Raw genomic sequence first — 14,895 nt, 5'->3', positions numbered from 1 at the left:
TGCTGAATAAGCACATATTAATAAGGGTTAGTATTTTCCCCTGAAAATCTGCGCGATATTAACATTTACGATTAAAAAATGAAAATTGCAGCTATTTTAAGTATAAAAAAACCCGCTTTAGCGGGTTTTTATCTCAGCGATAACGCTTACATATTGATCTTAGGATCTAACGCGCCAGACTGGTACGCTTTATACATTGCTTGTAAAGACAATGGCTTAATCTTAGATGCTTGACCTGCACAGCCGAAAGCTTCATAGCGAACCGTACAGATATCGGCCATGGCTTCCATTGATGCTTTCAGGAATTTACGTGGATCAAATTCACTTGGGTGTTCAGCTAAGAATTTACGAACGGCACCCGTTGATGCTAAACGTAAGTCGGTATCAATGTTGACTTTACGTACACCGTGTTTGATACCTTCTACGATTTCTTCTAATGGTACACCGTAGGTTTCTGGGATCTGACCACCATATTGGTTGATGATTTTTAGCCACTCTTGTGGCACAGAAGATGAACCGTGCATCACTAAGTGAGTATTAGGAATACGCGCATGAATTTCTTTGATGCGGTCGATACGCAGTACATCGCCTGTCGGTTTACGACTGAACTTATATGCACCATGGCTAGTACCGATAGCAATCGCGAGTGCATCAACATGGGTATCGGCAACGAAACGCGCCGCTTCTTCAGGGCTAGTCAGCATTTGATCGTGACTTAAAATACCTGATGCACCAACACCATCTTCTTCGCCAGCTTGGCCAGTTTCTAAGCTGCCTAAACAGCCGATTTCACCTTCAACTGACACACCACACGCATGGGCAAATGCCACTGTACGACGGGTAACATCAACGTTGTACTCGTACGATGCAGGCGTTTTGCCGTCAGCCATCAAAGAGCCGTCCATCATGACTGATGACATGCCTAATTGGATAGAACGCTGACAAATATCAGGATCGGTACCGTGGTCTTGGTGAATACACACAGGAATATCTGGGTACTGCTCAAGAGCCGCTGCCATCAAATATTTTAAGAACTGTGGGCGAGCGTATTTACGCGCGCCAGCAGAAGCTTGCACTATCACTGGGCTGTCTGTTGCTTCAGCGGCCTGCATGATGGCACGCATCTGCTCTAAGTTGTTAACGTTAAACGCAGGCACACCGTATCCATGTTCTGCTGCGTGATCAAGTAGTTGTCGTAGGGAAATTAACGCCATTTTTTAACTCCAATAATAGGGTGATATCTATCACCGAGGTCGCTATCGTTTGGATGGATTTTTATACCCGCATTCAACTCTGTACCTTAAATAAACAACTTAAATTAAGTACCTTAGATGAATACGGGCGGTTTTTTTATAATTTTTTACTTTTTATCAAAGCTTTGATGTTATCAGAGCTTATCGCAGCGTCTTATGCGCCGCGTGTTTAAAACTTAATGATTAAGCGCCGCGCTTTTCTAACATAGCCACAGCCGGTAATTCTTTACCTTCGAGGAACTCGAGGAAAGCACCGCCGCCAGTCGAAATATAAGACACTTTATCGGCAATACCGTACTTATCAACCGCAGCCAAAGTGTCACCACCGCCTGCGATAGAGAACGCTTTTGAATCAGCAATCGCTTGGGCGATACGCTTAGTACCTTCACCGAATTGGTCGAATTCGAACACGCCCACAGGGCCGTTCCACACGATAGTACCAGCAGATTCGATGATTTTAGCCAGTGCTTCAGCACTATCTGGACCAATATCGAAAATCATTTCGCCATCAGCGACTTCGCTAACCGATTTTAACGTTGCCGCTGCTGTTGGGCTAAACTCGCCCGCAACGACCACATCGGTCGGCACAGGAATATCGGCGCCACGGCTCTTAGCATTAGCCACTAAACGCTTAGCTTCGTCGATCAAATCCGCTTCATACAGCGATTTACCGACATTGTAGCCCGCCGCCGCAATGAAAGTATTGGCAATACCGCCGCCAACCACTAACTGATCGACTATGCCTGAAAGACTTTCTAGCACGGTCAGCTTAGTCGACACTTTAGAGCCACCGACAATAGCCACCATTGGACGCGCAGGGTTATCTAACGCTTTACCTAAGGCATCTAATTCTTGCGCCAGTAATGGACCGGCACAGGCGATTGGGGCAAACATGCCCACGCCATGGGTCGATGCTTGGGCACGATGTGCAGTACCGAAGGCGTCCATCACATAGACATCACACAGCGCCGCCATTTTTTTCGATAAGGCTTCGTTGTTCTTGCCTTCACCCACGTTGAAACGCACGTTTTCGAACACAACCACTTCACCCACGGCAACGTCAACGCCATCTAAATAGTCGGTCGCTAAACGCACAGGAGAAGACAGGGCTTTTGCCAAATAATCGACCACAGGTTGCAGAGAATATTCAGCATTGTATTCGCCTTCGGTCGGACGACCTAAATGCGACATCACCATCACAGCCGCACCTTTTTCAAGGGCCAACTCGATAGTCGGTAGAGAGGCGCGCAGACGTGCGTCACTGGTGACGACGCCGTTGCTGACAGGGACATTGAGATCTTCGCGGATAAGCACGCGCTTACCTTGTAGATCCAGATCTGACATATTGATAATTGCCATGGTAACGCTTCCTTTTATAATCAAAAAACAAACTGTTTCACACATAGCCGGTATGAATTGACTGCCGCTCGGCGCTCGACATCCCGTCGAATTGGCATAAATTCAGTGACCCACAAGTGAATAATCTACTTTTATCAGCCTCGCTTGGCCGCGATCATCGCCAAACTCGTATCTAACATACGATTGGCAAAACCCCACTCGTTATCGCACCACAGGAGTAACTTCACCAACTGACCGGCGCTCACGCGGGTCTGGGTACCATCGACAATACTGGAGCGCGGATCATGGTTGAAATCACATGAGACTAAGGGCTCATCAGTATAGCCTAAGATGCCGTTAAATCGCCCATTGGCGGCTGATTCAAGCACCTGATTGACTGTGGCAATATCGACGGTTTTTTCTAAGGTCACGGACAAATCGATGGCGGTCACGTTGATGGTGGGCACGCGCACCGAAATCGCTTCAAACTTATTTTTCATGTGCGGCAAGATCCGCTCAATACCGCGGGCAAGCTTAGTGTCGACAGGGATAATCGATTGACCAGCGGCGCGGGTACGACGCAAATCATCATGGTAAGCATCAATCACTTGCTGATCATTCATCGCCGAATGGATAGTGGTAATCGCACCGCTTTTAACGCCGAAGTGGCGGTCGAGCACATCGATCACAGGCACGATACAGTTAGTGGTGCAAGAAGCGTTGGAAACGACTGTGTGTTCGGCGCGGAGTAAATCGTGGTTCACCCCATAGACAATCGTGCCATCGACATCAGCTGAGGATGGATGACTTATCAGCACTTGTTTAGCGCCGGCGTGAATATGGGCTTCGCAGCTTTGACGATCGACTAATACGCCTGTGGCTTCATAGACAATATCTATGTCCATCTCGTGCCAAGGGAGTTTTGCCGGATCGGGCTCGTGGAGAATTTTTATCGCATCGTCGCCAATCAGCATATGATCATCAACAAGCTTCACTTTGTGCGCAAACCGACCGTGGGTGGTGTCGTACTGGGTCAGATGAATAATGGCTTCAGGTTTAGCTAATTCATTAATCGCGACAATCTGCATTTGCTGCCGTTTTCCAGACTCATATAAAGCTCGGAGAATAGAGCGGCCGATACGGCCATAACCATTGATAGCGACTCGGATCATTGAGGTCTCAATTTCCTCTTAATACAAAAACGGCCTGCAAACGATTGCAGGCCGCATTATACAGATTAACACTTAAAAAGTTTAACCTTTTGTATTGAATCTAATCCCTTGAGCGATTAGCCCAATGATTTTGCAGCATTCAGCACATTTTCAACGGTGAAACCGAAGTGATTCAATAGCACGTTACCCGGCGCAGACTCACCAAATGTGGTCATGCCCACAACTGTGCCTTCAAACCCGACGTACTTGTACCAGAAATCGGTATGCGCCGCTTCAATAGCCACACGTTTAGTCACTGCACGTGGTAATACAGATTCTTTATACGCGGCATCTTGCTTATCGAACTCAGTTGTCGATGGCATAGAAACTACGCGAACGTGTTTACCTTGCTCAGTTAGTGCAGCGGCTGCATCCATTGCCAATTGTACTTCGCTACCAGTTGCGATCAGGATCAGCTCTGGTGTACCCGCACAGTCTTGCAGTACATAAGCACCTTTAGCCACATTAGCTAATTGCTCAGCGGTACGCGCTTGCGCTTTCAGGTTTTGACGGCTGAAGATCAGTGACGTAGGTGCATTACGGCGCTCAATCGCAGCTTTCCAAGAAACTGCCGTTTCTGCCGCATCACATGGACGCCATACGGCCATATTTGGCGTCATACGCAGGTTAGCTAATTGCTCAACTGGCTGATGCGTTGGGCCATCTTCACCTTGACCGATAGAGTCATGGGTATAAACGAAGATGTTTTGAATGCCCATCAGCGCCGACATACGAACTGCGTTACGAGCATATTCCATGAACATCATGAAAGTTGCGCCGTAATTGATGAAACCACCATGCAGCGAAGCACCGTTCATAATGCCGCTCATGCCGAATTCACGCACGCCGTAGTAAATGTAGTTACCAGCTGGATCGTCTTGAATACCTTTAGAACCTGACCACAGTGTCAAGTTAGAACCCGCTAAGTCAGCAGAGCCGCCTAACAGTTCAGGCAACATAGCGCCAAATGCACCGATAGCATTTTGTGAGGCTTTACGGCTCGCAATGCCTTCGGCTTTGTCCTGTGATGCTTGTACGAATGCCTGCGCTTTTTCTTCGAAATCAGCCGGTAATTCACCTTTCAGAACGCGACGCTCATATTCAGCAGCCAGTTCTGGGTGAGCAGCGCGATATGCTGCAAACTTCTCGTTCCACGCTGCTTCACGGGCCGCACCGGCTTCTTTGGCATCCCAACCGGCATAAACGTCAGCAGGGATTTCAAATGGTGCATGTGGCCAGCCAAGGAATTCACGGGCGGCTGCGATTTCTGCATCGCCTAGTGGCGCGCCGTGACAATCGTGGCTGCCAGATTTGTTGGGTGAACCAAAACCGATAATGGTTTTGCAGCAAATCATGGTTGGTTTATCGGTAACGGCTTTAGCCGCTTCGATAGCAGCACGGATTGCCGCGCTATCGTGACCGTCAACACCGGCAATCACATGCCAGCCGTAAGCTTCAAAACGTTTTGGCGTATCATCGGTGAACCAGCCTTCAACATGGCCATCGATAGAAATACCGTTGTCATCCCAAAATGCGACCAGTTTACCTAAACCTAAAGTACCGGCTAATGAACAGGCTTCGTGGGAAATGCCTTCCATCAAACAGCCATCGCCGAGGAAGCAGTAAGTGTAGTGATCAACGATATCGTGACCATCACGGTTAAACTGTGCCGCTAAGGTTTTCTCAGCAATCGCCATACCGACAGCGTTGCTGATGCCCGCACCGAGTGGACCCGTTGTGGTTTCAACACCTGGGGTGTAACCGTATTCTGGGTGACCCGGGGTTTTAGAATGCAATTGACGGAACTGTTTTAGCTCTTCAATTGGTAATTCATAACCAGTCAGGTGAAGTAAAGAGTAAATCAGCATTGAACCGTGACCGTTAGAGAGGATAAAACGATCTCTATCTACCCATTTCGGATTGTTCGGGTTGTGCTTAAGGAAATCATTCCACAGCACTTCAGCAATATCTGCCATACCCATTGGGGCGCCGGGATGGCCTGAATTTGCTTTTTGAACTGCATCCATACTTAACGCACGGATTGCGTTTGCGAGTACTTTACGGGAAGACATGCTCTCTCCTGCTTGTTTGTGGGGTCTAGCGGGCAATTTGGATGCATATTTTCCCCTACATGCCAGTGTGACGCAAACTAAAATTACCATTCACTCAGCAAAAGATGGGCGAATATGTACCCAAACAACCTGAAGATGCAGGATTCAGGTCGCTTGGGTATACAAGTCGCAGAAACAAGCCAGTCACTTTGCTGGCGTTTACTTGAGAGGGCATAGCAAGGATCACTTGTAATGGAGAAATAAATTTCTCAAAAACATAGTAAACTTAATGCTATGAAATATAAGTAAAATAACCTATTTATGACAGAGCGTAGTCGTTTTCAGGTCACAATCTGAGAGGATTTTTTATTATCGGGGGTGATCGGCAATCGGATTTAAACTAAAATAGCCGTCTAGATGTAGATGCTTCTACACGTTTGAATGCTAACGACGAGATTTTCCTACTATGGCAAAGCACTTGTTTACTTCTGAGTCGGTATCAGAAGGTCATCCCGATAAGATTGCAGATCAGATTTCTGATGCTGTGCTAGATGCAATTCTGGCTCAAGATCCAAAAGCACGCGTAGCGTGTGAAACTTATGTCAAAACCGGCATGGTATTAGTGGGTGGTGAAGTCACTACCTCTGCCTGGGTTGATATTGAAGAAATCACCCGTAAAACGGTGCGTGAAATTGGTTATACCCATTCAGATATGGGGTTTGATGCAGACTCGTGCGCAGTATTAAACGCCATTGGTAAGCAATCACCCGACATCAATCAAGGTGTAGACCGCGCAGACCCTGCAGAGCAAGGTGCTGGCGATCAAGGGTTAATGTTTGGCTATGCCAACAACGAAACCGACATTCTGATGCCTGCACCTATCACCTATGCCCACGCATTAGTGAAACGTCAGTCTGAAGTGCGTAAAAATGGCACGCTACCTTGGTTACGCCCAGATGCGAAAAGCCAAGTCACTTTTGCCTATGATGATGGCAAAATTATCGGTATCGATGCAGTTGTGTTATCGACTCAGCACAGAGATGACGTTTCACAAGCCGACTTAATTGAAGGCGTGATGGAAACCATTATCAAGCCAGTATTACCGGCTCAATGGTTAAACAAAGATACTAAGTTCTTTATCAACCCAACTGGCCGTTTTGTTATCGGTGGTCCAGTAGGCGATTGCGGCTTAACGGGTCGTAAGATCATCGTTGACACCTACGGCGGCATGGCCCGTCATGGTGGTGGCGCATTCTCTGGTAAAGATCCATCAAAAGTGGATCGTAGCGCGGCATATGCTGCCCGTTATGTAGCAAAAAACATCGTTGCAGCAGGTCTTGCTGATCGCTGTGAAATCCAAGTGTCTTACGCTATTGGTGTGGCAGAGCCTACCTCTATCAGCATCGAGACCTTCGGTACCGGTAAGGTGTCTGAAGAAGTGCTGATCAAGTTAGTACGTCAACACTTTGAACTGCGCCCATACGGTTTAACGGCCATGCTAGATTTAGCACGTCCAATTTATCAAGCGACCGCCGCTTATGGCCACTTTGGTCGCAGCGAATTCCCATGGGAAGCAACTGATAAAGCCGAAATATTGCGCGCTGACGCGGGTCTATAGTCTTAATTCATTTCAATTTTTACACTTAAGACCCATGAAAAACCGCTACCCAGCGGTTTTTTTATGTCTGACATTTAGTTAGATTACAAATATGGCAAAATAAAAGCAGCATATACACAGACCATTAGAGTGCACAGACCCCATGACCGATAACGCCATCTTATTACAGCAACTTCAATCTTGTGCATGGGCAGCCAACGTAGGTCTGCCAGAGGAAACTGCAAAGACATACGGTACATTAGAGGAGATCGCCGCTTTTCTTGAATCCGATCCTGAAGCCTTTTTTGAAACACCTTACGAAATCCACTATGAAAGCCTGTGTGTAACAGACCATGACTTGGCAAATTCGTTAAAAACAAAGGCAGTAGTAAATGATGTGCATGCTTGGATTTCTGACAGCGAAGTCGATGAAATTTCTAAGTCAGCTTACCTCTCCACTTGGAAAATTATTCCCGTTGCAGAAATATGCGCGCTGACATCCGATGACGCTAATACGCTCGCAACACTGCTCCTAGCTGACGTTAAACTTTCAGCCTTTACGAGTGAACGCCTATCTTGGTATCTCTGTGGAAGAATCCCCTTTGGTTATATTGGTACTTACCCAAACGGGCAATGGCTCATTCTGTAGGCTTATACGCTAGCACCTTTAATTTTTCTGACTTCATCTAGGGTCTATTGAGCTTTCGAGGATGATTTTTAGACAGCATACCAATACTGATGCTAACCAATGCACGCAGGGAAACGCTATTTCATTTAATGAACAGCACAGGCCATGTTTATGATAAACCTGAACATAGACAAATATTCGAAGGCATTCTTTACCGCCTTCTAACAGGTATCCCTTAGCAAGATTTACCCAAAGAGTTGAGCCATTGGAGTACGGTCTTTAGACGGTTTTATTTATGCTCTAAAAAGACATTCAGGCCTATTTATTCAAAGCTTTAGCGAAAATGGCCGACACGGAATGGGTCTTTATTGATGGCTCGATAGTGCRGRCTCACCAGCACAGTGCAGGTGCACTGAGTAATGAGTAATGAGTAATGAGTAATGAGTAATGAGTAATGAGTAATGAGTAATGAGTAATGAGTAATGAGAGTTACCCTATTGTTTAATTGATAGTGGATACCTTTATCAAACGGGTAACTCTCATTTTTATCTATCGCCCATGAATATCAAATAATGACTAATGCACAGAGTATTAGTTTAGAAACGTACATTCATACCAACCCAGAAGTTACGGGCCTTATCTTTGTTATTGAAATCATCAACGTAAGATGCTGTGTATCCATTTTGGCCATTATCGTCAGAGACACAAGTGGTGCTAGTGTCACTACATTCGGTGAAGACAATATCGTATGAAGTAAAATCTTTATCAAACAAGTTATTTACTCGCATGTTGAAGGTGACAAACTCACTCGCCTGATAAGAACCACCAAGATGGAACACGTTATAACCCTTATAGTAAAGTGCAGCATCATTAATGATATCCCAAGAGCGATAACGTTTAGCACGGTATTCTGAGGTCAAGAATACGTTAAATGAGTCGGTCAACTCCCATTTTAATGTCGCGTTTGCCATATGCTTGGCACTGTTGCCGAGTGGACGACCTTGCTCTGCACCGCTTTTCTGCTCGCTATCTGTGTAGGTATAATTAGCATTTAACGTTAAGGCATCTAGAATTTCCCAACGTCCCGCGAGCTCAGCACCTTGAATAGTAACTTTATCTATGTTGACTGTTTTGCTACTGACTGCATAACCTAAATCAGCATATTCACCCGCATCGGAACATTCTATGCTCGTACCTTTACCACAGGGTTGTGAAGCAATCTTATCGTCAAAGTCATTTTTAAAGATAGTGACGTTAAAATTATGGCCATCTGGATGAGACCAATACAAGGCGACTTCGCTGGACACACTGGTTTCAGCTTCGAGATCTGGGTTACCAAATTGCGGTGAGGTTCCTTGGCCACCAAAGCCAACGACACCATCATACAATTGTGTGGTTTTAGGTGTTTTAAAACCTGTGCTCACCCCACCTTTTACTGTCCACTCATTATTAATGGTGTAAACACCGTATAGACGTGGGCTGAGTTGGTTGCCAAATATTTCATGATCATCATGACGTAAACCCGCAGTAACAGATAAATCAGAAGTCATGCTCCATGTATCTTCAGCAAAAACAGACCACATATTATGTTCTTGTACTGCACCCGGCGTACCTTCTTCCATACCAAATACACCGTCTTTCAACTCACCACGAATCACCTGTGCGCCCGTCACTGCGACATGATTTCCAGCAGCTTCAAATGGAATATCGAGTTTCATATCAAGCGTATATTGATTACTTGCCATTTCGCGTTTAGGTCTAGGCAGGAAAGTGGATTCAGCAATCGCTTTACGTTCGGCTTCAGTCATGCCGGTGTAATCCCCTTTACCATCAATCATCTGCAGTAGTAATACTCGCTCAGCAGTGGTAAATGGCAGTGTGCGGCCATTATTTTGTGTGTCGACATAGGATAGTGACACAAAGCTTGTACCAAAATCCCAAGCACCTTCATGGGTTAACGCCCAAGCATCACGGGTAAATTTTTGAGTCTCGCTGTAACCCGCTCGCGGATTTGAGCGTCTTGCCCATTCACCACCGCTGGCTAGACAAGCAGCCTCACGGGAACCTACGCCGCCTTTACAGAAGTTACTGGCAATCCAGAGACTATCGATATTATCAACAGTACCAAGCGGATACTCGCGTTCACCGTTATCATTGATCAGTGGTGTATTATCATAATCTTGAGATGAGGAATCTAAATCAAACCAAATTTTGTGATGTTCATTTAACGTCCAACTTAAACTACCACCTAACATATGATTTTCGTTATCGACGGTTTTACCGCCACCACCAAAACCGAGTGAACGAGTGCGTACTTCTCCATTAGGATAATCTACTGGTGCGTACTCTGGTGTAGACCCCATTCGATCATAGATACTGCCATGAATAGATAACCCAAGAACGCCTTTAATGAGGGGACCCATCACGCTGAAATCGGTAGTGATATCTTCACCATAGGCATCATTGGTTTGATGAGTTCGGCTGTGAGTGATAGAGCCAGACCATTCGTCGCCCACTTTTTTAGTGATGATGTTCACCACACCACCTAGAGCATCTGCACCGTATAACGTTGATGCTGGCCCACGAATAACTTCAATTCGATCAATAGCATCAAGTGGTGGTACATGACCAAATTGATTGCCACCAAAACTGTTTGGATAAATATCACCATGGTTATTCTGACGCTTACCATCGACAAGGATTAAGGTATAGTCAGATCCCATACCGCGTAGACTGATGGTACCTTGCCCTGTTTTATCACGGGTTTCACCAATATCAACCCCTTCCAAGTCACGCACTGCATCTAGGAGAGTGGTATAAGGTTTTATCATCAAATCTTCTTGGGTGATAACAGAAATACTGGCAGGTGCATCAACCAATTTCTGTTCATATCCAGAGGCAGTAACAACCATAACTTCCATTTTTCTGTCGGGAGCCTCTTCGGCTTGGACAAAATTACCCGCAAATACAGCGGTAATGGCAACTGCCAAGCAAGTTTGACGAAATAACATAAACCTCTCCTGTTTAGTAAACTTAGTTTACAAATGTAACCTATAAATGATTTCGCGAATGATAATGATTAACATTAGTGAGATCAATCAAAAGTTGAATACAACAGAAATAACATTTACGTTTATAAAGTAATCACATTCCAGAAAGAGTTTTTGACATGAACTTTGAAGTTATGAGTGAAGAAAATACCGCGATTGTGGATGCGCTGATAGACTGCGTTCGGCAATATAATGCTGGGCTGCTGGGCTCTTAGGACCCGAGAAATCAGTGCCTTTGACTGTCATAGCACGCGATGAAACTGGCAAGTTGATTGGTGGTGTGGGTGGACGGACTATCTATAAAAAACTTCTTAATCAATGTTGTCTGGGTTGATGACCAAACCAGAGGTACAGGGCTTGGGTGCAAACTCATGGCGCTTGCCGAAGCTGAGACGAAGCAACGGGGTTGCTTGGTCGCTCAAGTGAATACCTTATCGATTCAAGCCCCTGTATTTTATGAAAAACAAGGGTTTGAGATCATAGGTACAGTCACCACTACCCCTCAGCGCATCTTTCTGATGAAGAAGTATTGATCAAAAAAGCGATTGAGAAACTGGCTGAATAAGCGCACTTAGCAATGGTCGAAATGGGCGTTTTGCATGCACAGTAGACCAATCTGCTCTTGGGATAAAATGGCGCACTCTAGCGCCTTTTTCGTATTCGTGCGGCTGACTTGCGCATCGCTCAGTTGCGTTATCGTCGCAGAATAGGCATTGGTTCGGCCACAATCGAGCCAAATGTTCCCCACTTGTACCCAATAATGCTGCGCTTGCCCTGAATCGGAAACAAACTCGACTTCAAATCCCCTCGCCTCATATTCATGGTGAGCGCACTCAGATAGGACCAATCTCAAGTTGTCCCAAGCCGATAAATTGACTTCGGCATAGGCCGTTAATAGTGACTCAACAAATTGTACTTTCATGTATTTATCTCCGTTATTTAACCTGAACTCAGGTTATTTACACAGTAGAGATTGAATCCTTAATTTCTATCGTCGAACAACTAAGCTTGGGTCTTTGCCGCCATTAAATAATAATCCCTTGCCGAAACGGTGAAAAAATCCACCACCTGCATGTGCGCTTTACCAGAGTGAGCGGCAAAGGAACGTTCATTATCTTCAGCAATAAAGGTCAGCATATAGCTAAAATGCGGAGCAACTTGGCGACGAATTTCACGGACTAATGCCTCGAAAATCCCTTGCCCACGGTAGGCTTGCTGCACCCAAATCGGCCCGTATTGGCAAGAATTGGCCTTAGTTAATTTAGGTCCATCCCAATCGAGTTGCCCCAAACGATTCAACAAAGTGCGGTAAATGGGCCAATGTTCGAAAAATCCCCAACGGCCTGCAATCACATAACCGACGATCTGCTGCTCAACCAGTGCCACTACAATCCAATGGTGCAGCACTAATTCGCTCAGTTCACCGTGGGAAAAAGCTTGCCCTTGTAACCCCATACTGGCGGAAGCTAATTCATCATTAAGATGTTTTTTCTCTAGCATCGCTAAGAAATCAACATCTTGAGGTAAGGCTAGTCTAATTTTCACAGTATTCTCACAGCATTATTTCGGCTTTGGGCCCAATTTCAGCCCGCCAGTATACTCGGTTGGGTTAATAGGCACAGCTAGAACAGGGTATTATTTAGGGCTTTGATTTGCTAAATATCCTTTTATTTCGCAAACTTAATGGATATTTAGCCATAGTTAGGCGTTTGTATGTTGCCCGAAACCATTAATCCCAACTTGAGTTTACTTGATAGCGACAATCAACAAGTGAATCTCACTCGCTGGATGCACCAATGTGAGCTCATCAAAAGCTATTACAACGCCAACACAGTTTTCATATTCCAAAAAATCAGTGCAGGGTTTGAGATCATCGTCAGTTCAATCACTGAAACACCGCAATTTACCGCAGGCACTTTATATCCACCAGAACTCGAACTCTTCAAACAGATACAAAACAGCCAACCTGATGGTTTATATCAAAACCTCGGCAGCTTTATGTTAGAGGATTTACCAAGGGATTTTGATGGTATTCAGCATATTCTCTCACGTCCTATCGCTTGGCCGGATGGTAGCCAATTTGGTGCCCTGTGTGTACTCAACCCGCATATAACAGAGCCACTAGTCAATGCCGCTATGCTCGAACCATTTCAGATTTTACTGCAACAGGAATTATCTCTGCTGTGTCAGAACCATAGAATTGAATCCCTTTCGATGCGCGACCAAGAAACCGGCATGCTCAACCATTACGGCTTCTTGATGATGGCGCCAAGACAGCTCAATTTAGGCCGCCGCTTTGGTGCCCATGCAGGCATCATCTTCTTTGAATTACTGAGCACGGATAACACGCCCATCCCCCTCGAAGATAATCACCACAGGCTGTTAGGCAAGTTGATCCAAGATACGATAAGAACCGCTGACGTTGCCGCCCACTACAACAACACTCAATTTGTGGTACTGGCCTTTGTGGATGGTGAACGGGATGTTCTACATATTATGAAGCGAGTAGAAAAGCAGCTAGAACAACAAAACCATCAGCTTAAACTCGATGCGAGTTACAGTTTCTTCACTCCAGAATCCAGCGCTAAGCTTGCACCTATGATGGAACTCGCGCGGGGCAAACTCGATTCAATGCGCCCACCTGTACCACAAGCCGCAGACACACCAGTAGAACCCATCATTGACTCAAGCTTGTACGATAATCCAGCCGCAGATTCGGCAGAGCTTTGATTTAATGAAATTTAGGCTTAATTAGGCAGTACAAAATTACTTGGAATGCTCATCTTGGCGCTTCGCCCATTGGATAAACAGCACCACAGGATAGGGCGACATTAAGACCAACCCTAAACCAATCAGACTTGAGATCAATAACATGCCGCTTATCTCTAGACTCCATTGCGTCAACATATAAAACCCAAATCCACAAACTAGCATCAATACACCTAACCAATGTAAAAACTTCAACAAATTCAGAGTACTTTTAAATGAGCCTGTCATATAAACCCCTTTAGATCTTACGAAAAACTTGTCACACTATGGCCATAATCATGGAAAAAGGAACCGCAACGATGTTAAAAAAAACATTCATCTTAGGTGCATTACTCTTAGGCATCACAGCCTGCCAAAGTGCCGATATAGCCCCAAATGATACCATTCCATTAGAAGGCAACTGGCACATTGAAATGGTTCAAGGCCAACCGACTATCGATTACAGCCCAGCGCAAATCACCTTTGAGGCCGAAGGTAAATTACACGGCAACAACAGCTGCAATAACTTTTTCGGTCAATATACTCAGCAAGGCGAAGAGCTTAAGCTATCTCCTGCCGGTAGCACAATGAAAGCCTGCGTGGATGCCCTAATGCAGCAAGAGCACAAAGTGATGCAAGCTATGCCATTAGTTACCAAAGCAAAATTAGTGCAAGGCCGACTTACCTTACTTAACAGCGACGACAAGCCAGTGTTAGTGTTAAGCCAAATGAAGTAACCATAAAACTTGTCAGCATAAAAAAACCGCCAATGGCTAATGCCGTTCACTTAAGAGTGAACGGCATTTTTCTTTGGTCTAACCGGGAACTTGTTTTTGCTCATTTTAAGAACTCGTGGATATGCCCTTTCCCGTTTACCATCCAGCTTAAATTGCCGTGCATTTCGTTCTATATCCAATACGTCTCTCGGGACATTCCCCGGTGTTTGTGATGACAGTTGTGTCAACTTGAAGATGATATAACTCGCCGCATCTCGAAAACTCAGTTGATTGGGGTGGACC

General features: G+C 45.4%; 12 protein-coding genes and 3 pseudogenes. 6 read left to right on the top strand and 9 right to left on the bottom strand.

Translation table 11 applies throughout. From position 1 onward, the window contains the following. Positions 1-146 precede the first annotated feature (146 nt). From fba to tkt, 4 genes are all read right to left on the bottom strand, one after another. On the bottom strand, positions 147-1,214 hold the full coding sequence (gene fba / locus L5M11_RS19135; RefSeq protein ID WP_028761627.1) for a class II fructose-bisphosphate aldolase: 1,068 nt from the start codon (positions 1,212-1,214) through the stop codon (positions 147-149). A gap of 222 nt (positions 1,215-1,436) precedes the next feature. Then, the gene (locus L5M11_RS19130; RefSeq protein WP_263167476.1) at positions 1,437-2,612 is read right to left on the bottom strand and encodes a phosphoglycerate kinase; all 1,176 of its coding nucleotides are present in this window, start codon (positions 2,610-2,612) and stop codon (positions 1,437-1,439) included. Between the two features lie 134 nt (positions 2,613-2,746). Continuing rightward, a complete protein-coding gene (gene epd, locus L5M11_RS19125; protein ID WP_105250098.1) occupies positions 2,747-3,763 on the bottom strand; it encodes an erythrose-4-phosphate dehydrogenase in 1,017 nt (338 codons plus the stop codon). Positions 3,764-3,879: 116 nt separating this feature from the next. After that, positions 3,880-5,874 (bottom strand): transketolase, encoded by a 1,995-nt coding sequence (tkt, locus tag L5M11_RS19120; protein WP_028761630.1) that lies wholly within the window; start codon positions 5,872-5,874, stop codon positions 3,880-3,882. 445 nt (positions 5,875-6,319) lie between these two features. Here tkt and metK point away from each other — a divergent pair, with 445 nt between their 5' ends. From metK to L5M11_RS19105, 3 genes and pseudogenes are all read left to right on the top strand, one after another. Further along, positions 6,320-7,471, top strand: a complete 1,152-nt coding sequence (gene metK, locus L5M11_RS19115) for a methionine adenosyltransferase (RefSeq protein ID WP_113939808.1) — start codon at positions 6,320-6,322, stop codon at positions 7,469-7,471. Between the two features lie 142 nt (positions 7,472-7,613). Further along, on the top strand, positions 7,614-8,099 hold the full coding sequence (locus L5M11_RS19110) for a hypothetical protein (RefSeq protein WP_105252989.1): 486 nt from the start codon (positions 7,614-7,616) through the stop codon (positions 8,097-8,099). Positions 8,100-8,176: 77 nt separating this feature from the next. Then, positions 8,177-8,502: pseudogene (locus L5M11_RS19105) on the top strand (transposase); the annotation flags it as partial. Between the two features lie 172 nt (positions 8,503-8,674). Here the strand turns inward: L5M11_RS19105 and L5M11_RS19100 are convergent. After that, on the bottom strand, positions 8,675-11,089 hold the full coding sequence (locus L5M11_RS19100; RefSeq protein ID WP_212599759.1) for a TonB-dependent receptor domain-containing protein: 2,415 nt from the start codon (positions 11,087-11,089) through the stop codon (positions 8,675-8,677). A 158-nt stretch (positions 11,090-11,247) separates the two neighbouring features. Here L5M11_RS19100 and L5M11_RS23910 point away from each other — a divergent pair. Next, positions 11,248-11,661, top strand: a pseudogene (locus tag L5M11_RS23910) (GNAT family N-acetyltransferase). Between the two features lie 38 nt (positions 11,662-11,699). Here the strand turns inward: L5M11_RS23910 and L5M11_RS19090 are convergent. Both L5M11_RS19090 and L5M11_RS19085 read right to left on the bottom strand, forming a co-directional pair. Continuing rightward, the gene (locus tag L5M11_RS19090) at positions 11,700-12,050 is read right to left on the bottom strand and encodes a hypothetical protein (protein WP_263185901.1); all 351 of its coding nucleotides are present in this window, start codon (positions 12,048-12,050) and stop codon (positions 11,700-11,702) included. A gap of 80 nt (positions 12,051-12,130) precedes the next feature. Beyond that, positions 12,131-12,673, bottom strand: a complete 543-nt coding sequence (locus tag L5M11_RS19085) for a GNAT family N-acetyltransferase (RefSeq protein WP_263185900.1) — start codon at positions 12,671-12,673, stop codon at positions 12,131-12,133. 168 nt (positions 12,674-12,841) lie between these two features. Between L5M11_RS19085 and L5M11_RS19080 the strand changes: the two genes are divergently transcribed. Next, positions 12,842-13,858, top strand: coding sequence for a GGDEF domain-containing protein (locus L5M11_RS19080; RefSeq protein WP_263185899.1), 1,017 nt, complete (start codon positions 12,842-12,844; stop codon positions 13,856-13,858). A 36-nt stretch (positions 13,859-13,894) separates the two neighbouring features. On the opposite strand, the gene L5M11_RS19075 is transcribed toward L5M11_RS19080, so the two are convergent. Continuing rightward, entirely contained in the window at positions 13,895-14,125 is a 231-nt protein-coding gene (locus L5M11_RS19075; RefSeq protein WP_263185898.1) for a hypothetical protein, read from the bottom strand. A gap of 71 nt (positions 14,126-14,196) precedes the next feature. Here L5M11_RS19075 and L5M11_RS19070 point away from each other — a divergent pair, with 71 nt between their 5' ends. Continuing rightward, positions 14,197-14,613, top strand: a complete 417-nt coding sequence (locus L5M11_RS19070; RefSeq protein WP_263185897.1) for an META domain-containing protein — start codon at positions 14,197-14,199, stop codon at positions 14,611-14,613. A 50-nt stretch (positions 14,614-14,663) separates the two neighbouring features. Here the strand turns inward: L5M11_RS19070 and L5M11_RS19065 are convergent. Beyond that, positions 14,664-14,895: pseudogene (locus tag L5M11_RS19065) on the bottom strand (IS4 family transposase); the annotation flags it as partial.

It is taken from the genome of Shewanella sp. SM87 (assembly GCF_025653705.1).
GTDB classification, from domain to species: Bacteria; Pseudomonadota; Gammaproteobacteria; order Enterobacterales; family Shewanellaceae; genus Shewanella; species Shewanella oncorhynchi.
This window is presented reverse-complemented; position numbering and strand designations above follow the sequence as displayed.